20 protein-coding genes and 2 pseudogenes are annotated in these 19,175 nt (G+C 49.8%); 15 read left to right on the forward strand and 7 right to left on the reverse strand.

Features of this window, described 5'->3' with window-relative positions; all coding sequences use genetic code 11:
* The first annotated feature begins 6 nt into the window (after positions 1–6).
* The 12 genes and pseudogenes from CF168_RS19180 to CF168_RS19235 all read left to right on the forward strand — a co-directional run.
* Entirely contained in the window at positions 7–2,544 is a 2,538-nt protein-coding gene (locus tag CF168_RS19180) for an MMPL family transporter (RefSeq protein ID WP_089068673.1), read from the forward strand.
* Positions 2,545–3,852 carry an NAD(P)/FAD-dependent oxidoreductase gene (locus CF168_RS19185; protein WP_089068674.1) on the forward strand — a complete coding sequence of 436 codons (1,308 nt, stop codon included), beginning with the start codon at positions 2,545–2,547 and terminating at the stop codon, positions 3,850–3,852.
* Positions 3,853–3,856: 4 nt separating this feature from the next.
* Complete coding sequence (locus CF168_RS19190; RefSeq protein WP_089068675.1) at positions 3,857–4,597, forward strand: DUF3261 domain-containing protein; 741 nt, start codon at positions 3,857–3,859, stop codon at positions 4,595–4,597.
* Positions 4,598–4,693: 96 nt separating this feature from the next.
* Positions 4,694–5,917, forward strand: coding sequence for a beta-ketoacyl-[acyl-carrier-protein] synthase family protein (locus CF168_RS19195; RefSeq protein ID WP_089068676.1), 1,224 nt, complete (start codon positions 4,694–4,696; stop codon positions 5,915–5,917).
* A gap of 5 nt (positions 5,918–5,922) precedes the next feature.
* Positions 5,923–6,462, forward strand: coding sequence for a hotdog family protein (locus CF168_RS19200; protein WP_089068677.1), 540 nt, complete (start codon positions 5,923–5,925; stop codon positions 6,460–6,462).
* A gap of 125 nt (positions 6,463–6,587) precedes the next feature.
* Positions 6,588–7,313 (forward strand): 3-ketoacyl-ACP reductase FabG2, encoded by a 726-nt coding sequence (locus tag CF168_RS19205; protein ID WP_089068678.1) that lies wholly within the window; start codon positions 6,588–6,590, stop codon positions 7,311–7,313.
* On the forward strand, positions 7,314–8,567 hold the full coding sequence (locus CF168_RS19210) for a beta-ketoacyl-ACP synthase (RefSeq protein WP_089068679.1): 1,254 nt from the start codon (positions 7,314–7,316) through the stop codon (positions 8,565–8,567).
* A gap of 10 nt (positions 8,568–8,577) precedes the next feature.
* Entirely contained in the window at positions 8,578–9,321 is a 744-nt protein-coding gene (locus tag CF168_RS19215) for a hypothetical protein (protein WP_011621140.1), read from the forward strand.
* A gap of 324 nt (positions 9,322–9,645) precedes the next feature.
* Positions 9,646–10,056 carry a hypothetical protein gene (locus CF168_RS19220; protein ID WP_157705987.1) on the forward strand — a complete coding sequence of 137 codons (411 nt, stop codon included), beginning with the start codon at positions 9,646–9,648 and terminating at the stop codon, positions 10,054–10,056.
* A 411-nt stretch (positions 10,057–10,467) separates the two neighbouring features.
* Positions 10,468–10,659, forward strand: a pseudogene (locus tag CF168_RS19225) (GNAT family N-acetyltransferase); the annotation flags it as partial.
* A gap of 55 nt (positions 10,660–10,714) precedes the next feature.
* Positions 10,715–11,737 carry an IS110 family transposase gene (locus tag CF168_RS19230; RefSeq protein ID WP_089067897.1) on the forward strand — a complete coding sequence of 341 codons (1,023 nt, stop codon included), beginning with the start codon at positions 10,715–10,717 and terminating at the stop codon, positions 11,735–11,737.
* Between the two features lie 230 nt (positions 11,738–11,967).
* Positions 11,968–12,243: pseudogene (locus tag CF168_RS19235) on the forward strand (GNAT family N-acetyltransferase); the annotation flags it as partial.
* A gap of 57 nt (positions 12,244–12,300) precedes the next feature.
* Here the strand turns inward: CF168_RS19235 and CF168_RS19240 are convergent.
* Positions 12,301–13,488 carry a benzoate/H(+) symporter BenE family transporter gene (locus tag CF168_RS19240; protein ID WP_089069009.1) on the reverse strand — a complete coding sequence of 396 codons (1,188 nt, stop codon included), beginning with the start codon at positions 13,486–13,488 and terminating at the stop codon, positions 12,301–12,303.
* Between the two features lie 129 nt (positions 13,489–13,617).
* Here CF168_RS19240 and CF168_RS19245 point away from each other — a divergent pair, with 129 nt between their 5' ends.
* The 3 genes from CF168_RS19245 to CF168_RS19255 all read left to right on the forward strand — a co-directional run bounded on the left by CF168_RS19245 (position 13,618) and on the right by CF168_RS19255 (position 14,817).
* Positions 13,618–14,193 (forward strand): helix-turn-helix domain-containing protein, encoded by a 576-nt coding sequence (locus tag CF168_RS19245; protein WP_089068681.1) that lies wholly within the window; start codon positions 13,618–13,620, stop codon positions 14,191–14,193.
* Between the two features lie 95 nt (positions 14,194–14,288).
* Positions 14,289–14,612 (forward strand): rhodanese-like domain-containing protein, encoded by a 324-nt coding sequence (locus CF168_RS19250; protein WP_011627458.1) that lies wholly within the window; start codon positions 14,289–14,291, stop codon positions 14,610–14,612.
* A 40-nt stretch (positions 14,613–14,652) separates the two neighbouring features.
* Positions 14,653–14,817: a hypothetical protein gene (locus tag CF168_RS19255; protein WP_240520044.1), complete on the forward strand. Its 165-nt coding sequence runs from the start codon at positions 14,653–14,655 to the stop codon at positions 14,815–14,817.
* Between the two features lie 60 nt (positions 14,818–14,877).
* Here CF168_RS19255 and azoR read toward each other — a convergent pair whose 3' ends face one another.
* From azoR to CF168_RS19285, 6 genes are all read right to left on the reverse strand, one after another.
* Positions 14,878–15,474: an FMN-dependent NADH-azoreductase gene (gene azoR, locus CF168_RS19260; protein ID WP_011715548.1), complete on the reverse strand. Its 597-nt coding sequence runs from the start codon at positions 15,472–15,474 to the stop codon at positions 14,878–14,880.
* Between the two features lie 133 nt (positions 15,475–15,607).
* Positions 15,608–16,045 carry a thioesterase domain-containing protein gene (locus CF168_RS19265; protein ID WP_089068683.1) on the reverse strand — a complete coding sequence of 146 codons (438 nt, stop codon included), beginning with the start codon at positions 16,043–16,045 and terminating at the stop codon, positions 15,608–15,610.
* A 39-nt stretch (positions 16,046–16,084) separates the two neighbouring features.
* Positions 16,085–16,522 (reverse strand): D-aminoacyl-tRNA deacylase, encoded by a 438-nt coding sequence (gene dtd / locus CF168_RS19270; protein ID WP_089068684.1) that lies wholly within the window; start codon positions 16,520–16,522, stop codon positions 16,085–16,087.
* Between the two features lie 15 nt (positions 16,523–16,537).
* On the reverse strand, positions 16,538–17,140 hold the full coding sequence (locus CF168_RS19275) for a hypothetical protein (protein ID WP_089068685.1): 603 nt from the start codon (positions 17,138–17,140) through the stop codon (positions 16,538–16,540).
* On the reverse strand, positions 17,137–18,093 hold the full coding sequence (locus tag CF168_RS19280) for an alpha/beta fold hydrolase (RefSeq protein WP_089068686.1): 957 nt from the start codon (positions 18,091–18,093) through the stop codon (positions 17,137–17,139). The genes CF168_RS19275 and CF168_RS19280 overlap by 4 nt, the downstream gene beginning before the upstream one ends.
* Positions 18,094–18,138: 45 nt before the next feature.
* Positions 18,139–19,152 (reverse strand): virulence factor BrkB family protein, encoded by a 1,014-nt coding sequence (locus CF168_RS19285; protein WP_089068687.1) that lies wholly within the window; start codon positions 19,150–19,152, stop codon positions 18,139–18,141.
* Between the last annotated feature and the right edge of the window lie 23 nt (positions 19,153–19,175).

Below are 19,175 nucleotides of genomic sequence, written 5' to 3' on the forward strand. Positions count from 1 at the left end.
CGAATCATGGCGCCCAAGATTGCCACGCGTATTGGCCATAGCCTGATGCAAACCTCGACTAAATGGCGCTTCGCTATTTGGTTGTGTTTGATGCTGGCGGCAAGCCTGTGGACGCTACAACTGTGGCAAAATGGGGCTAAGGTACAAAGCGATATTCTCGCCATGTTGCCCCATCTGCAGCAGGATGCACTCACGGCGCGCGCCCTCGAACAAGTGGAATCGACACTCGCCGATCAAGTGTATCTCGCCCTGATTGCCGAGGATGAACCTCAGGCGGTTGCGGCGGCAACACTCCTGATGGAGCAACTTAAGACTCAACATACCGCTTTTACCGATATTCGCAGCGCCGATCTGCAGATGGGTGAAGCCCTAGGGCAATTTTATTTCCCCTATCGCTTTAAACTGCTCACCCCCGAGCAAACCGATGCCTTAAGCCATGATGGCCTCGAGCACTTAATCGCCTCGGCCACTCAGCAGCTCTACAACGCCTTTAGTTATGCCAATAGCCAACTCTTGACCCAAGATCCTTTACTGTTGTTTCCCGACAATTTGCTCGCCCTTGCGCCTAGTTCGAAGCTGAGCGCTAGCCAAGGGATTTTACTTGCTCATCCACAAAGTGTTGATACCAACCAAGGTGTTGATACCAAACAAGATGTTAATAGCAGTGAAGGCGTGGCCGCCATTGTGATGGCAAAGGGCACCGAAAGCGCCTTTAACCCTAATGCGCAGTTACGCCAGCAAGCGGCACTCACTCAGGCGCTGAATGCCGTCAGCGCCCAATATGCCAGCGTGAAAGTGTTACAGGCGGGCGCGCTGTTCCATGCCATAGAAGCCACCAATACCGCGAAGAGCGAAATCTCTGTACTCGGCCTCGCCTCTTTGCTTGGCGTAGTGTTATTGGTTTGGCTCGCCTTTCGCTCCGTAATGCCACTTTTGCTGGCAATGGTGACCATAGGCAGCGGCCTGCTACTGGCGGTGACCTTTACCTTAAGCGTGTTCGGAGAACTGCATTTACTCACTCTCGTCTTTGGCACTAGCCTGATTGGGATTGCCATCGACTACAGCTTCCATTTTTACTGCGAGCGGTTAAGCGATAATAAGCGTAGCGCGCAGGCGACCGTGGCCTATATCTTCCCCACAGTGTCACTCGCCTTTATCACTAGCGCCTTGGCTTATGTCGGTATAGGTTTAGCGCCGTTTCCCGGCATGCAGCAGGTGGCAATTTTCTGCGCCTCTGGCTTACTCGGCGCCTACCTGACGTTAGTGCTCGCCTATCCATTATTGGCGGGCAGCAAGTTGCCTTCGGGAGAACGCCCGTTAACTCTGGCACAGGCTTATCTTGCGAAACTCACCGGATTCTCCAATAAACTGGTCTCGCCATGGGGATTGAGTCTGTTTGCCTTAGTGCTCGCGGGAGTTTGTCTGCTGGGGATCAGCAAGCTTAACGTCGATGATGATATTCGCCATTTACAGCAAAGCCCTGCGAGCGTGACTGAACCTGAAGACAAGCTCAGAAAATTACTCAGTGGCGGCACGGATAACCAGTTTTTATTGGTGCGCGCCCCCAGCGAAGAAGCCTTACTGCAACGACTCGAAGCCCTAAGTCCGCAGCTCGATGCCGCCATTAAGCAGCAAGAGCTGGGCAACTATGTCAGCCTTAGCCGTTATCTGCCAAGCAAACAAAAGCAGGATGCAGCGTATCAATTGCAGGGCAAGGTTTACCAATCGCAATTAACCACAGTGCTAAACAGCATTGGCCTCGATGACGGCATAGCACCTGAGCTTTCTGCCGCCTATCTTGCCGCCAAGGATAGCTATATCACCCCGACGCATTTTTTCGAACTTGGCCTAGGCAAACAGCTAGCCCCACTCTGGCTTGCACCGCAGGGATTCGCACAGCTTGAGCACTCAACAGAGCCAACGACCAGTCTAGATAATGCCAACCTAGGGAACGATAGCCACGGCGCCATAGTGCTGCTTGGTGGTATTGAAGATATTGCGGCCCTCAAGGCGCGCTTTGCTAACAATCCGCAGGTACAGCTTATAGATAAGGTCGCGGATATTTCCACCCTGATGGGCCACTATCGCCTGCTTACCCTGAAGTTATTGGGGCTAGCACTCGTTATCGCCCTCTTACTATTTAGCCTGAGCTTTGGCGTTAAAAGAGCCGCCCTTGTGGTCGCCGTACCCGCGCTGGCCGCCTTACTCACCTTGGCCATTTTAGGCTTAGTCGGCTCGCCCTTAAGCTTGTTTCATGCGCTGGCGCTAATTTTAGTCTTCGGGATTGGGATAGATTACAGTTTGTTCTTTGCCTCGGCAGCGCAACACGGCAAGGCAGTGATGATGGCGGTGTTTATGTCCGCCTGCTCGACCCTATTGGCCTTTGGCTTACTCGCCTTTAGCCAAACCCAAGCTATTCATTATTTTGGATTAACCCTGTCCCTCGGCATAGGGTTTACCTTTGTACTTTCGCCATTGATTTTGACCACCAGTCAGGTTTTAACCACCAACAAGGTCTCGATACCTACAAGGAATGTTATTTAAATGTCCACATCCACTGCAGCAAGCTCCGCACAGTCCCACTCCCTTTCCGTCGATGTGGCCATTATTGGCGCTGGCCCCTCGGGCTCGATTGCCGCTAGCCTATTGCATAAGCAAGGCAAACGGGTATTAGTGCTAGAAAAACAACACTTTCCACGCTTTTCTATCGGCGAGAGCCTGCTGCCCTGCTGCATGCAATTTATTGAAGAAGCGGGCATGTTAGAGGCGCTGAATGCGGCGGGATTCCAATATAAAAATGGCGCCGCCTTCCGTCGCGATGGGGTGTATACCACCTTCGACTTTACCGACAAATTTACCCCAGGGCCGGGCACAACCTTCCAAGTGCAAAGGGCAAACTTCGACAAATTGCTCGCCGATACCGCAGCAAGCTTTGGGGTAGAGATCCGTTACGGTGAAACCGTTGAGGCAATCGATTTAAGCGCCAACCCGCGCTTAAGCGTGCGTAACGAGCAAGGTGAGCAGTACCAAGTTGAGGCGCAATATGTGCTCGATGCCAGTGGTTTTGGCCGAGTATTACCACGACTACTCGACCTCGAAACGCCGTCGTCGCTGCCGACCCGCAGCGCTATCTTCACCCATGTGGAAGATAACATCAGCGATCCCGACTTTGACCGTAATAAGATTTTAATTAGCGTGCACCCGCAGCATCAGGATATTTGGTACTGGTTAATTCCCTTCAGCAACGGCCGCTGCTCGCTCGGCGTAGTGGCTGAGCCGCAGTTACTCGCGCGCCTCGAAGGCGATTTAGAGCAGCAGCTACTGACCATAGTCAAAGAAGAACCCGGCCTGAAAGCATTGCTGGCCAATGCCAAGGTCGCCCAGCCCTGTGCGACACTCAAGGGTTACTCTGCCAACGTATCTCGCCTCGCCACCGACAAGTTTGCCCTGCTGGGCAACGCGGGTGAGTTTCTCGATCCGGTATTCTCATCGGGCGTGACTATCGCCATGCAATCGGCATCGATGGCGGCAAAATGCGTGCTTAAACAGCTAAATGGCGACACGGTAGATTGGCCCGCCGAGTACTCGGCGCCGTTAATGCAAGGGGTGAACACCTTCCGCACTTATGTACAGGCTTGGTACGATGGCCGTTTCCAAGATGTGATTTTTTACGAAAATCCGAATCCTAAAATCAAACAGATGATCTGCTCGATTTTGGCGGGCTATGCTTGGGATGTGCAAAATCCCTTTGTAAAAGATTCCGAGCGACGCCTGAATATGGTGGTCGAGCTATGTCGGCAGGAAGCCGAACTCAGCGCCGAGCCCGCTATTAGCGAATTAGCCGAGGTGTAATTCGATGCGCTTAAGCCTTAACGCCAAAGGTCGCCCCAAAGCCATTGCGACGTTTTGCTTGCTCCTAATCAACTTAAGCTTGATGGGATGCAGCGAGCTACTCTACCGGCAAACCTGTGTCGGTTTGGCGAAAGATATGCGTTACTGCTTAGCGCCACTCCCCCACGATTTTGGCCCAGCGATCGAGAAACCGCTTACCAAGCCTCAGACAAATACGCCCCAAAGCCAGACTCAAAGCCAGAGTCAGCAAAACGACAGCAAAGCTGGGGTATCCTCACCCCAGTCCTTTAGTCAGAAGGTGAGCATTAAGGTGGGCGATAACACCCACGAGCTACTCACCCAGCTCGAACTCGAAGGGGAACGGATGACGCTGGTCGGGCTCGCCCCCCTTGGACAGGCATTGTTTACCTTGGTTTACGATGGGAATACACTCAGCAGTGAACAGAGTCTGTTGCTAGGGGATGAGTTTAAGGCCGAATACCTGATGGCGATGATGCAACTCATCTATTGGCCGGAGCAGAGTATTAAAAGCCATTTAGAGGGTGGCGAGTTAGTGACAGGACTGTGTGACGCAATTCCCTGTCGCCAGTTTTATAGCCAAGACACGCTGATCAGTCGCAGTGATAATCAGACTCAAGTGATACAGATCCGTTATCAGCAACAGAGCGACGATGCACTCTGGCAGGCGCACATTAATTTGACCATGCCACAGGCAAAATTTGAGTTAGAGATACAACCCATTTAATCGTCTTTTGACCATGCCATAGGCACCCGTTAACAGCCAATCGATATGAGCTTTTAGCATTGCTCACATCAAAGGCCATAGGTATAGCAAGCAGCAATGAACAACAGAGTCGCCATTACACAGATTGGATTGTGTACCCCATTAGGGCAAACGCCCGAGCAGGTGTTAGCCCGCTTGATTGCAGGCGATACCAGTGCCATGCAAACCAGTGACACCCTGCTATTTGGGGAGTCGACACTGGTCGCGCCCGTCACTGAGCCGTTACCGACGATACCTGCCGCACTGGCGCAATTCGATTGTCGCAATAATCAATTACTCCTAGCTGCCGCACTGCAAATTCGCGACGCCGTAGAGCAAGCCAAAAGTGACTTTGGCGCCGACCGCATCGGCGTAGTCTTAGGCACCAGCACCTCGGGGATTTCGAAGGGCGAAGCCGCCTTGGCCTATCGCAATCAACACGGCCACTTCCCCGCCGATTACTATTACTTCCAACAGGAACTGGGCAGCACCAGCGATTTTTTACGCCAGTTATTTGCGCTCCAAGGCCCCTGCTACACCATTTCAACCGCCTGCTCATCCAGCGCTAAGGTATTTGCCAGCGCCAAACGCCTACTCGAGGCCAAGCTGTGCGATATGGTGATCGTTGGCGGTATCGACAGCCTGTGCCAACTGACGGTCAACGGGTTTCACGCCTTAGAGTCGGTTTCCAAGGGACATTGCAATCCCTTCAGCGCCAATCGTGATGGCATCAATATCGGTGAAGGCGCCGCGCTGTTCACCCTGACCTTAGCGGAAAACGAAACGCTCGGGGCAGCGCAAGCGAACGTATTGCTTGCAGGCATAGGCGAGTCGAGCGATGCGCACCATATGTCAGCGCCGCATCCTGAAGGTGCGGGGGCAATTGCCGCCATGCAGGCCGCGCTTGATGATGCACTGATTTCGGCGCAACAGATTGATTATATAAACTTACATGGCACAGCAACGCCTAAAAATGATGCGATGGAAAGCCGCGCCGTACTCTCGGTATTTGGCGACACGCCACCACCCGCAAGCTCAACCAAACCTCTGGTAGGCCATACCTTAGGTGCCGCGGGCGCGATTGAAGCCGCATTTTGTTATTTACTGCTCTCACCCCATAATCACCATCTTGCCCTGCCTCCCCATAGGTATGATGGGCAGCCAGATCCACAGGATCCCAGCATAGCCTTAGTCGCGCCCAAGCAATGCGCCGAACATGGCAAGCTTAATTATGTGATGAGCAACTCCTTCGCCTTTGGTGGCAGCAATGCCAGCCTGATTTTTTGCCGTAAAGGGGCTTAAGTTTTATGTCCAGTTCTACTGACACTGCAATGGCACCCGCTAAGCCGATGTGGCTGCAACAATTAGCCGAGCAGAATATTGCCGATTTTATTCCGCACCGCGCGCCGATGATCTTGATTGATAAGATCATTCGCCATCAGCAGGATGCGCTCGAAACCGAAGTGCAGATCAGCCCTCAGAGTGCTTATTTTGACGAGCAACGTCAGGCCGTCCCCAATTATGTAGGTATCGAATACATGGCGCAGAGCATCGCTGCCCTCGCCGGTGTTGAGGCCAAACTGCGCCACGATAAAATCCGAGTGGGTTTTTTATTGGGATCGCGTAAATTAGCCTTACACACAGCGCAGTACGAACTCAACCGCCGCTACCGCACTCAGGTTAAACGCCTCTATCAAGAAGAGTCGGGACTGGCGGTATTCGATTGCCAGATTTATCTGTTGCCCGAGGCGGGAGCGGAGCAAACACCACAACTCGTGGCCGAGGCCAATGTGAACGTGTTCCAACCCCAGGACACCCAAGCGTATATCGCCTCCAGTCAGGCTTAATGTCTGGCCTAGCGCTCACAAGCGCCAAGCTTTAAACCGACGCAACGTCAGTCGCACTACAAAAGGATTTAGCCCTTTGATGCATAAACAACTCATCATCAAGCATCACGGGTGGAGAAATAAAGATGAATAACAGAGTATTAGTCACAGGTTCGAGCCGCGGTATTGGCAAAGCCATCGCCCTTAAACTGGCCGCAGCGGGCTACGATATCGCCCTGCATTATCACAGCAATCAGGCCGCAGCCGATGCCAGCGCCGCAGAACTTAGCGCCCTTGGGGTGAACGTCAGCCTATTAAAATTTGATGTTGCCGACCGCGCCGCCGTAAAAGCCGCCATTGAGGCCGATATCGAAGACAATGGCGCCTATTATGGCGTGATACTCAATGCGGGCATCAACCGTGACAATGCCTTCCCAGCGATGAGCGAAACCGAGTGGGACAGCGTGATCCACACTAACCTCGATGGTTTTTACAATGTGATTCATCCCTGCGTCATGCCCATGGTACAAGGCCGCAAGGGTGGCCGCATTATCACCTTGGCTTCCGTTTCAGGCATTGCGGGCAACCGTGGACAGGTCAATTACAGCGCCTCTAAGGCCGGATTGATTGGCGCAACTAAGGCGCTGTCCTTAGAGCTGGCCAAACGTAAGATCACTGTCAACTGTATCGCCCCAGGTTTAATCGAAACCGATATGGTAGCGGATATTCCTAAGGATATGGTCGAGCAGTTAGTGCCGATGCGCCGCATGGGTAAACCCAATGAAATCGCAGCGTTAGCCGCCTTTTTAATGTCGGACGATGCCGCCTATATTACGCGCCAAGTGATTTCGGTAAATGGAGGCATGATCTAAATGACCCAGCGCAATCCCCTAGGCAGACGTGTCGTCGTTACTGGTATCGGTGGCATCAGCGCCCTAGGCCATGACTGGCCAAGTATCGCAAGCAGCCTTAAGGCACAAAAAAACAGTGTCGTGACGATGCCGGAATGGGACAAATACGATGGACTAAACACCCGCTTAGCAGCACCCATTACTGACTTTGAGGTGCCTAGCCACTATTCCCGCAAAAAGATCCGCTCCATGGGACGCGTCTCGATTATGGCGACTCGCGCCAGCGAACTTGCGCTGATAGATGCTGGACTCTTGGACGATCCTATCGTCACCTCGGGGGAAATGGGCATTGCCTATGGTTCCTCCACTGGCAGTACTGATCCGCTGGTCGCCTTTGGCGATATGCTCAAAAATGGTGATATGTCGGGCGTCACCGCCACCAGTTATATCCGCATGATGGCACACACTACTGCGGTAAACGTGGGGGTTTTCTTTGGTCTAAAGGGACGCATTCATACCACCAGCAGCGCCTGCACTTCAGGCAGCCAAGGCATAGGTTACGCCTATGAGGCCATCAAATACGGGCAACAGACCTTAATGCTCGCGGGCGGCGGTGAAGAACTCTGCCCAACCGAGGCCGTGGTATTCGACACCCTATTTGCCACCAGCACTAAAAATGCCACCCCTGAGTTAACGCCTCGTCCCTTCGATGCCAATCGCGACGGTTTAGTGATTGGTGAAGGCGCCAGTACGCTGGTACTCGAAGAGTTAGAACATGCCATGGCGCGCGGCGCGAAAATTTACGCCGAGATCGTCGGTTTTGGCACTAATTCCGATGGCCAGCATGTGACTCAGCCCAATAGCGATACCATGGAAATCGCCATTCGCTTAGCCCTTAAGGATGCGGCGCTCACGCCCGATGCCATTGGCTATGTAAATGCCCACGGCACAGCCACCGATCGCGGTGATGTTGCCGAAACCCATGCGACCCATGCCGTCTTCGGTGCGGATATGCCGATTTCATCCCTTAAAAGCTACACAGGCCATACCTTAGGCGCCTGCGGCGCGTTAGAAGCTTGGGTGAGTATCGAGATGATGAATGCGGGCTGGTTTGCCCCGACGCTCAATCTCGATAATATTGACCCAGAATGTGCCGCTCTCGATTACATTCGTGGCGAGCCACGAGCGCTCGACACCGACTATGTGATGAGCAATAACTTCGCCTTTGGCGGCATCAACACCTCACTGATTTTTAAACGCTGGAAAACGACATAAGGACATATCAATGAAACCATTAGTAGCAAGCATATTACTCGGCATCAGTTTACTTAGCTCTCCCCTATGGGCAGAGGAATACACGGTTGAAACCTATCAAGAAATTTTTAAAGGTGACAATCAATTTAAGCAAAAACAAGCCATCGAAGCCCTGACGATTGCCGGATTATCCGATCCCGCCATTTACGATGTGTTAGAGGCCAAATTGATCGAATCGCTGCCCCTCGCCACCGAGAAAAATGCCATCGACTACAGCGCTTGGTTAGTCAAAGGCTTAGCCTACTCGGGCAACGATAAGTACAGCGAAACCATCAACAGCATAGTGCGTGGCAACTTTCATAAGAAACTGAAAAAGTACGCGACCCAAGCACTTGAGAACCTAGATAAATACAAAAAATGGAACGCCATTTTAGCGGACAAGAGCCAATATGTGGCCGAACAAAGCCCTAAAAACAATGCCTATGCCAATGCGTTAAAGAGCGACGACTTAGAGCTAATGCGCCTTGCGGCTAAACGCATGATGGACGATCAAAACTACGATGATTTTCTGTTAGAGCGTCTGAGCGTTGAGTTGAAAAATCCACGCCTAATGAGCAACGATAAGTTAGCCATCGATACCTACGCCAATATGGCCAAGGCCCTCGCCGCATCGGGCAATACGCAATACCGCGAAGTCATTGAAAATATTGCCAACAACAACCCAAACAAAAAGCTGAAAAGCTACGCCGAGAGCTATTTGAAGAAGTACTACTAATCCACTTTGGATGAGTAAAAGCGTTAACAAAAAGCCGAGAATCATCTCGGCTTTTTGATCTTATTTGTAGGCAAGTCATGGGACGGACAGTCGTCTCGCCAATTCCCATAATTTACCTTTCAAGCCTTAACCTAATCTGCTTGCCATATGACTAACACGTATAAAAATGTTCTGAAATCATGCTAGTGAACCCGTTCTCCCCATAATGATTCTTTGCACCGAATAAATTATATTTAAATCAGTTGGTTGAAAGTTTTTCTGCTAAATCATAGGATGTGAGCTTATGTGCACTATGCAAATGTCATATACACTCGGTCGAACGCTGTGAAATTTAATAACCCCCTAAAAACCTTAATTTTTGTGGCATTTACACTAAACCTTGGCTGGATGTATTACGTCGAATATTTAAAAGAACAACCTGAAAAAAGCTTAGAAGAAAGGATGCGAGTGTATTTTACTGACGATGACGAAAAGATAAAAATGACATGGTTCAGAACTAGCGCATCAGGAATATCCTTGGCACTAGAAATACAAGGAATGGATCAACCCAATGTTGATATAGAAAAGATAAAGTCTAATTCCAAATCTATTATTAATAGTAAAGTCTGTAATGAACCTCAGCTACGATCATACCTTGAAGCTGGAAATTGGATATCTATCGATATTCGTGATGGCTCTAAAACTAACGTAACAAACATTATGAATTTTCAATTTACCAATGAAAAATGCGTTTAAAAACCCAGAAAAATCATACGAATGCATAATTCTGGCTAAAAATTATTTTTACTAACGTATAAACCAAATATAAATCAGTTAGTTGAACATTATTTTACCAAGTAGCCAGAGGAAAGATTATGTGCGCATGCACAATAAAAATTGTTACGTGTTTTCAGGTTCATCGAAGTAATCTGTATGGAAGAATTATCATCCTCTGTAGTATTAGATAAGTTTAAAAGCGCGAAACCTAAAGATTATAAATTAGTGGCGCAATTCCAAGATTAGTATTTTGAATCGCCAACTCGTATCAAAACTCTTGGCCTACCCTTTGCTTAATCACCGCAGCGTTTTACCCCTAAAAACAACCAAACGCGATAACTCAATGATGGATAAGCGCCAACACAGGGAATTTTAATCTTGAGAGCAACAATGAAAATAATACTAGATGATCTAAAAGGGCCTGAAATTGCAGCACTTTTAACTGAGCACCTTGAAGATATGCGGGCAACCTCGCCACCAGAAAGTGTGCACGCACTAGACCTTGATGGCCTGCGCCAACCCAATATTCGCTTTTGGACACTGTGGGATGGCCGCAATCTGGCGGGTTGCGGTGCACTAAAATAATGAAATGGACACCCCTTCTATACTGAGGAAGTCAGTTTAAAAGGAGACCGCCATGAGTGATATTTATACAATCGGAATTGATCTAGCAAAGTCTGTTTTTCAATTATGTGCGTTTGATAAGACAGGGAAAAAACTGATTAATAGATCACTAAGAAGAAACCAAGTCATTAAATTTTTGAGCAATATTGCTCCTTGTCTGATTGGAATGGAAGCCTGTTCTAGTTCTCATTATTGGGCACGAGAAATAAAAAAGCTGGGTCATGAAGTCAAACTCATGCCACCTCAGTATGTTAAGCCTTATGTAAAAACAAATAAGAACGATATGGCTGATGCTGAAGCGATTTGCGAAGCGGTTCGTCGCCCCACGATGCGATTTGTTTCTGTTAAAAGTGAAGAGCAACAAGCTTTATTGCTGCTTCATCGAGAAAGAGAAGGCGTAATCAGAGACCGTACTGCATTAATCAATAGAATCAGGGCAAGCCTTCAAGAATTTGGTGTTAGTGTTCCTGCTGGAAGATTTCAGCTAAGAAAATGGTTTAGAGAAGGTTTTAGCTTGGTCGAGCATAAGTTGCCAAAGCTGCTAGTTGAGCACATTAGTTTAATGCAAACACGTTTGAGGGAGCTCGAACAGTATGCAGAATATTTGGATAAGCAGATAGATCTCACGAGTGAAGTCAGTAATGAGTGTCAGAAAGTAAGGCAGATCCCAGGTGTTGGTCGCTTAACATCATCCGCATTAATTGCCAGTATTGGTGATGCAAAAGCGTTTTCATCAGGGCGTCAGTTATCCGCTTGGATGGGGTTAGTACCAAGCCAGCACTCTAGCGGAGGTAAGTCACTACTGCTAGGTATCAGTAAGCGAGGAGATACCTACTTAAGACGCATGTTTATCCATGGTGCTAGAGCGGTGATTAGGCATTTAAAAGAAGGAAAACCGTTCTTTGAATGGGTAACCTCGTTGCTCAAGAGAATGCATAAAAACAAAGTGATAGTGGCATTAGCAAATAAACTGGTTCGTATCTCTTGGGCCATATTAGCCAAAGAAGAAAGTTTTAGCGCAGGACGAACCTATTAAGTAAATAAAAGTACATCCAGTTTTGCTAAGTGAAAGCAAGTGATGACAAGACAGGTTAGACCGTGACTTGGAAACTCTGTGCCTAACATCGTTTCTTAGAAAACGATAAAATGATTAGAGCCAAGTCAGCGAAGTTCATCGGGGATCAAGAGCTAGTCTCTTACAAGGAATCCGAATAGATGGCTGCAAAACCACATTTGTTATCGGTTGATTTTTCTTGCAAAAAATGGGGTGTCCATAGATGGTTAGATGCCGAGCATGCGGAGATCAAATCGATGCGTACCGCCGCCACCTACAAACAACAAGGGATCGCTTCTAAGGTATTGCAGCACTTGATCAATGATGCCAAAGCCGCAGGTGTGCAGCGCCTGAGCCTAGAGACAGGTTCGATGGCCTTTTTCCAGCCTGCCCGTAACCTGTATGCCAAATTTGGTTTCGAGCTGTGCGGCCCCTTTGCCGATTACGTGCTCGACCCCAATAGCCTGTTTATGACCAAAAGACTCTAGGCCTCTGCACACATCAATCCACTAAGGTAGCGAACCGCAATCTAGACCTAACCACAGCTAAGCTTTTGCCTGTTTAGCTGTGGTTAAGGCGCGATGCTTGTGCCAGTAATGCATTAAAAATCCGAGTAATAATCCCCAGAAGGCACTGCCGATCCCCAATATACTCACGCCCGAGGCGGTGACGAGAAACGTAATCACAGCCACCTCTCGCTCGTCGTTATCCGCGAGCGCAGCGGTCAGACTGTTACCTATGGTGCCAAGCAGGGCTAATCCTGCAATCGCCAGCACCAATTCCTTCGGAAATGCGGCGAAGAGCCCCACCACAGTTGCGCCGAGTAGGCCTGTCATCAAATAAAAGACTCCGCCCCACACCGCCGCCCAATAACGAGTTGCGGGGTTAGGGTCCGCCTCTTTTCCCATACAAATCGCCGCTGTAATGGCCGAGAGATTAAAAGCAAAGCCACCAAAGGGGGCAAACAATACGCCCATCAGACCCGTCACGGTAATTAATGGTGAGATAGGCGGACGATAACCATGGCCGTGGAGCGCGGCCACTCCAGGCATATTCTGCGAAGCCATAGTCACCACAAATAAGGGTAGCGCCACGCCCACAACGCTAGCTAAAGAAAACGTAGGCGCTATCCATACGGGGGCCGCGAATTGCAGCTCAAGCTTATCTAATTGCAATAAATCCAATTGATAACTCATCCCAATCCCCGCAACGAGGGTAAGCAACATAATGTAGCGCGGCGCCCAGGGCTTAAGCACAACAAAGACTAGTAACATCAAGAGGATTAGACTCAGTTGAGTCTGCATGGCTTGAAACAGCCCTAAGCCAAACTGCAATAAAACCCCCGCTAACATGGCCGCTGCCACTGACGGTGGCATGATACGAATAAGCTTATCCATCCAGCCAGCCAAGCCGCAGAGGGTGATCAACAACGAACTCACTAGAAAGGCACCAACGGCTTCATGGATACTCAATCCCGCTAGGCTGCTGACCATCAGCGCCGCTCCAGGTGTCGACCATGCCGTAAGTACCGGATTTTTATAGTAGAGAGACAGGCCAATACTGGTGAGCCCCATGCCGACACCCAAGGCCCACAGCCATGAACTCATTTGTGCCGATGTCGCGCCAACGGCATCCGCCGCCTGCAGGATAATCACCGCCGAACTGCTGTAGCCCACCAGCACGGCAATAAAGCCCGCCGATATTTTTGATAGTCCCAAAGCCTCGCGCCACATCATCCCTACTCCCCTGCCTACCTTTGTCTTGATCATCGAGCCACTCATCGTGCGCTATAACGCACGAGATGGACAAGATAGCACCTGTGCGTTATAACGTACAAATAATTTTTTAAGCGTCATAACCTCATGCAGACCATCAACAGCTATCTTGCCGCGACCCTAAAACAACTGCGCAGCCAAAAGGGTTGGAGCTTAGATAAAGCGGCACTCGAGACAGGCGTAAGTAAGGCCATGATAGGCCAAATTGAGCGCGGCGAATCCAGCCCCACCATTGCCACCCTGTGGAAAATCGCCAGCGGTTTTAATACCTCACTCTCGACCTTTTTGGAGCCAACGCCCGAGAGCCAAGGCGCCCTCTTTCGTAACGCCGATGCATTACGCCAAAAGCCTGCAACCGACGGCATGTTAGTGGCGTCGCTATTTCCCTTTGAGCCACGCTTTGGTTTTGAGATGTTTGAACTCACCCTATTACCGCACTATGAGCGTCTCTCCGAGCCCCATGAGGCGGGCGTGACCGAGCATGTGATTGTACTGAGCGGCACCATGGAAGTGTTAGTCGATGGCCAGTGGCAGCCATTACAGCTGGGCGAGGCCGTGCGCTTTGCCGCCGATAAACCCCATGGTTACCGCAACTTAAGCGATCACCCCGTGGTGTTTCATGATCTTATCCACTACCACAGAGCAGCGCCAGCCACCGAGTAATACCGACAAGCCAAGCGCCCAACAGATTGTCGCTTGCGCCCATCAATTCATTAGAATAAACTTATTGAAAATTTTCTAATCATAGAGGCAAAGCTATGTTTCAATCTTTACTGGCTAAATTATCTGGTAGCAGCAACGGTGAAAAATGTTGGCAATTGATTGATCAAGGTGCGCGCGTTATCGATGTGCGCTCGCCGGAGGAGTTTGCCTCGGGTCATTTGCCTCAGGCCATCAACGTACCGCTGCCAACACTCGACCAATGGTTACATCAGGTCGAAAATAAACAGCATCCCTTTGTACTTTACTGCGGCGCAGGCATTCGTGCCCAAAAGGGCTGCGATATTTTAAGGGCCAATGGTTTTGAATGTGTGGTTAACGGTGGCTCGCTAAAAGATTTAGTCTGCTGCCAGCCAAGCTAGGCCTAAGCCAAGCAAACCAACTATGCGTGAGGAGGTGCGGATGACAACAAAGTGCCCACGCCCAACTAGCGGCGAACAACTGCCGGAGCCCAAAGTGGTTCGCGAAGCCCGCTACAGCGTGAGCCGCAACCGCGGCCAAGCCAGCACTAAGGTGCGCTATATCGAAACCAGCGCTATGTCCCTTGGCTGCAAGCTGTGCGAATAATCGCTTGCTGCAGAAACAAAAATGCCAGCATTACGCTGGCATTTTTTATTATCTTTACGATTAAACGGTTAACGCATCGAGGCTTTGTTTCGCTTCACTGATACCTTTTTGGTTGGCTTCTGGGCCCATATTCAGCGCTTCGCCATAAACCACTTCCACGTCGGTGATACCGATAAAACCGAGGAAGGTTTTTAAGAAAGGCACAATGTGATCCGTTGGACCATCTTTATGGGCGCCACCACGAGTGGTGATCAACACAGCGCGTTTACCTTCTACTAAGCCTTTAGGACCGTTTTCGGTATAAGTGAAAGTCACACCTGCACGGGCCACAAAATCAATCCAGTTTTTCAGCTGGGTTGGAATGTTGAAGTTGTACATAGGCGCGGTGATCACGATAGTGTCGTTCGCTTTTAACTCTTCAACTAAGGCGTTAGACAGGTCGAGCATCTCTTGCTGACGTGCAGTTAACTCAGCGCCGCCACGTAGGCCAGAGGCAATTTCACCATCAACCATTGGCAACACATCTTTACCTGCTAAATCACGAACTGTGATGGTCGCGCCTTGGTCTTCCCATTTACCGATCAGGTGGTCAACTAACAAGGCAGATTGTGAATAACCGCCAAGAATACTGGATTTTAACACTAGGACTTTAGACATAATCTGCTCCGAAAATTGAAATTCTTGAGAGTCTTTCAACTTGCTCTCGACTCTATGGGCTTAGTTTATTCGCCCATAAAAAAGAAAAAAAGCGGATAAAATTTGAGATTGATTTCGATTTTTTAGAAAGGTTTTACATTTTAGGCACACTGACATACAAGCCATCGAATTGGGCGCAGAGTTTTCCGTCACAAAAGAGTTGTACTTCGAGTTTGACTTTGGCTTTACGCCCCCGTTGCAGCGGGCTTAAATCCGTTTCAGGCCAACGCACTTTAACCTCGGGCGCACAGGTCACGGGCGCCATGTAGCGGATATGGGCATCGGCTAATACTATGTCGCCATCCACCTGTTGAAGCTGCTGTTGCAGCCACACCATGCCCCAACCCGTGAGGGTCATAATGGTATAAATGCTACCCGCAAACATAGTGTTATGCAGGTTGATATTCGGCGCCAGTGGCGCACTCACGCGCAGCTCCCCTTCGACAAAGGAAGCTGGCGCTATCTGCATAAACTCGCTAACGGGAATGGTGCTGTGCCAGGTCTGGCGCAATTGGTTTAATAATTCATCCATGTGCATGTCCTTACTGCCGTTGGCACACTGTCCTGTGGGTTATACCTGCAAATTGAAGGTCACTGGGCCATCGTTGATTAGCTCGACCTTCATGTCGGCACCAAATTGCCCCGTTTCAGTCGTTACCCCCTGCGCACGGCAAAAGGTGACAAAGTCTTCATACAGGCCAAGTGCTTGCTCAGGAGTTCCCGCCCCCGAAAAGCTCGGACGCAGGCCACGGCCAGTGTCGGCGGCCAAGGTAAATTGCGAAACCACTAAAAGCGAGCCACCCGCCTGAGTTAAGTTGAGATTCATTTTGCCATTCTCATCGGAAAACACTCGATAACTCATCACCTTAGTGGCTAATTTTTCCATCTTCTCGCGGTTATCTTCCCGCTCAACCCCAAGTAAAACTAACAAGCCCTTATCGATTGCACCTATGGTTTGATTGTCCACCACCACGCTGGCGCGGCTCACTCTTTGAATTAACGCGATCACAACTTTTCCTTTAAATTACGACTTAACGAGGGGCATCAAAGGGATAGGACGCAGATACTGTTCCACACCTTCGGGTAATGACTGGGCAATTTCCGCTAAACCGCCATCGGTCCATAGCATAAAGCGGCGAAGTTCCTCGATTTCGACCTTATCGGCAAAGGTCACAGTGCCTTGGATTTGGATCACCGCGCCCTGCTCACGCAGCACGAATTTAGCAAAATTGAGCTTGGCATTCAGCTCACCAATCACCGCTGGCAGTTCAGGATTGGCCTGCAACTGCGGATGCACCGCATAAAAGCGGTTCATCAGAATACGGTCAATCCCCGCAGCATTCATGCTGGGTTCGAGCATAAAATCATTATTGCCAAATTGCACCGCAACCTTATCCGCCCCCACTTTGGTGGCTAAATAGTTGGCATTGATTAAGGCCTGATACAAGGTATCGGCGGCGGCCTCGTTGGTCATACCCGCCAACCGCACCACTTTAGGCGCCACAGGAGCGCGAGCCTCGGCCGACTCGACCACAGAAGATGAGGATTGAGATTCTGGGGTAGAGGATGAGGTGGCCGCGCAGGCAGTTAATCCCAAAACGGCGGCAATGATAACGGCTAATTTCATGCTAGCTCCTGTCGCTTTATCCAAGTCCACATGGCTTGGATCTCGAGTGTGACGGCAAGTGAGAGTATGTCACTATTCAGCGAATGCCCACCATCGACAATGGTATGAATTTGTATCCTAGGGTTGTCGATTTTTGCCAAAAATGCGGCTAATAAACGTGCCGGACAGACAGCATCCTGCGTGCCTTGTAATAGCAGGGTACGCGCTGTGACTTGCGATGTCACCCGCTGTAATATGCTGAACATATTGAAGTAATCGTTTTTTGCATAGTGCAATTCAATTTGAGCCAAGGCCAATAGCGGCGCAGCAAGACGCTTAGGCAGGCCAATTGGCACGCCCGCTAAGGTTAATTCCCATTGGATCCAACGGCGGGCAAATTCATGACGGGTTGCTTCATCTTGGGCGTTAAATCCTAGCTGATAGTGCGTAAATAAATCCGCTAAACCAATAGAAGGTGCAGCAAATTCACGGTAAGCCTGCGAATATAACTGCGCCGCGCCAGATGGCGCATAGAGCCATTCAATACCCGCCTTTGAGGGTATAAACACCGCCCACAGCACTTGGGCAATCACTCGATGGGGAAATAAACCACTGTAAATTAAAGCTAAGGTGGCGCCAAATGAGCCACCCGCTAAGCACCAACGTTCTATGCCTAAGTGAATGCGAATCGCCTCAATATCGCTGATAAGTCCATTTAAATGATTATGCTCCAACTCGCCAGTAGGCAGTGATTGTCCCGCACCACGTTGATCTAGCAGTAAAATCCAGTAGTGCTCGGGGTTAAATAAACTCAGTTCACTGACCGAAGCTCCCGCCCCTGGACCGCCATGCAAATACAGCAGTGGAATACCCTGCGGATTACCATATTGTGCAAGATGCAACTGCTGCCCATTGCCCATCATCAACCAATCACGGCGGATAAAAGGAGCAAGCTGATGGGCGTCAGTGATCATTGGCGGGATAAGGCTCGTTAAATGTCTTGGTGGATGACAACTTAGCTACGGCTTATCCAGTGTAGTCGATTGCGGCGCGTTTGCGGCAAGTTCACCCATCGTATCAACCTCTTGGCTTGATTGGGCAGATATGGTTTCTGGCTCCACGGCGGGTGTATTCTGCGCCGCTAAAGGCTCACCATCGAGATTGGTTTCGTTGATATTGCTGCTAGACTCATAGTCCAAATACTCAGGCATGGCCGCGGTAATTTCGGCGCCCAGCAACACTATCATCCAAGATAAATAGACCCAAACAAACAGAATAGGGATGGTCGCCAATGCGCCGTAAATGGCCTCATAACTTGGGAATTTAGTCACATACAGGGCAAAACCTTTTTTTCCCAGCTCGAATAACAAGGCTGCCACGACAGCACCCAATAGTGCGTGCCAAAACTTCACCTTTTGATTCGGCACCACCATATAGAGCAGTAAGAACGCTGCCACCGAAAACAGCATAGGCAAACGTTCGATAAATAGCGGCATAACCCCAGATAAGGTATCGCCCTCAAACAGTTTTAACGACACTACATAGGAGGTCGCGACTAGGCTCGCGCCCACCAGCACTGGGCCTAAGGTAATCACCATCCAATACATGGAAAAGGCCACGACCACAGAACGTTTGTCCTTAGTTCGCCAGATATTATTCAGCGACTTATCTATGGCAGAGATCAGCATAATCGCCACCACCACGAGAGCCGCGATCCCCACGGCCGTGCCCTTAGAGGCATTGCCAACAAATTCATTGATATAGACTTGTACTGTATCGCCCGCCGCGGGCAGAAAATTCTCGTAAACAAAGGCTTCGATTTGACCACGGATCCCCTTAAACACAGGGAAAGCCGACAGCATGGACATAGTCACAGCCACCATAGGCACAAGGGATAACAGAGTGACATAGGCCAAGTGGCCGGCGCGAATATTGATTTGATCTTCCACTAAACGCTGACGTAAATGCAGCAGGAAGCGCCAGATCCCGAGGAATAAGACTTGAATTTGTGCCAGTTCTATCTTCTTAGTCACGGGTTTCTCTTGATTCTGTTGGT

The organism is Shewanella bicestrii, from assembly GCF_002216875.1.
Lineage (GTDB): Bacteria > Pseudomonadota > Gammaproteobacteria > Enterobacterales > Shewanellaceae > Shewanella > Shewanella seohaensis.

Excerpts from the sequence above, each read along its gene's own strand:
- CF168_RS19230 (WP_089067897.1), top strand. The coding sequence starts at position 10,715 with ATGAGTGATATTTATACAATCGGAATTGATCTAGCAAAGTCTGTTTTT.
- CF168_RS19245 (WP_089068681.1), top strand. The coding sequence starts at position 13,618 with ATGCAGACCATCAACAGCTATCTTGCCGCGACCCTAAAACAACTGCGC.
- CF168_RS19180 (WP_089068673.1), top strand. The coding sequence starts at position 7 with ATGGCGCCCAAGATTGCCACGCGTATTGGCCATAGCCTGATGCAAACC.
- azoR (WP_011715548.1), bottom strand. The coding sequence starts at position 15,474 with ATGTCTAAAGTCCTAGTGTTAAAATCCAGTATTCTTGGCGGTTATTCA.
- CF168_RS19275 (WP_089068685.1), bottom strand. The coding sequence starts at position 17,140 with ATGAAATTAGCCGTTATCATTGCCGCCGTTTTGGGATTAACTGCCTGC.
- CF168_RS19215 (WP_011621140.1), top strand. The coding sequence starts at position 8,578 with ATGAAACCATTAGTAGCAAGCATATTACTCGGCATCAGTTTACTTAGC.
- CF168_RS19255 (WP_240520044.1), top strand. The coding sequence starts at position 14,653 with ATGACAACAAAGTGCCCACGCCCAACTAGCGGCGAACAACTGCCGGAG.
- CF168_RS19200 (WP_089068677.1), top strand. The coding sequence starts at position 5,923 with ATGTCCAGTTCTACTGACACTGCAATGGCACCCGCTAAGCCGATGTGG.
- CF168_RS19205 (WP_089068678.1), top strand. The coding sequence starts at position 6,588 with ATGAATAACAGAGTATTAGTCACAGGTTCGAGCCGCGGTATTGGCAAA.
- CF168_RS19185 (WP_089068674.1), top strand. The coding sequence starts at position 2,545 with ATGTCCACATCCACTGCAGCAAGCTCCGCACAGTCCCACTCCCTTTCC.
- CF168_RS19240 (WP_089069009.1), bottom strand. The coding sequence starts at position 13,488 with ATGTGGCGCGAGGCTTTGGGACTATCAAAAATATCGGCGGGCTTTATT.
- CF168_RS19265 (WP_089068683.1), bottom strand. The coding sequence starts at position 16,045 with ATGGATGAATTATTAAACCAATTGCGCCAGACCTGGCACAGCACCATT.
- CF168_RS19250 (WP_011627458.1), top strand. The coding sequence starts at position 14,289 with ATGTTTCAATCTTTACTGGCTAAATTATCTGGTAGCAGCAACGGTGAA.
- CF168_RS19190 (WP_089068675.1), top strand. The coding sequence starts at position 3,857 with ATGCGCTTAAGCCTTAACGCCAAAGGTCGCCCCAAAGCCATTGCGACG.
- CF168_RS19280 (WP_089068686.1), bottom strand. The coding sequence starts at position 18,093 with ATGATCACTGACGCCCATCAGCTTGCTCCTTTTATCCGCCGTGATTGG.
- CF168_RS19195 (WP_089068676.1), top strand. The coding sequence starts at position 4,694 with ATGAACAACAGAGTCGCCATTACACAGATTGGATTGTGTACCCCATTA.
- CF168_RS19210 (WP_089068679.1), top strand. The coding sequence starts at position 7,314 with ATGACCCAGCGCAATCCCCTAGGCAGACGTGTCGTCGTTACTGGTATC.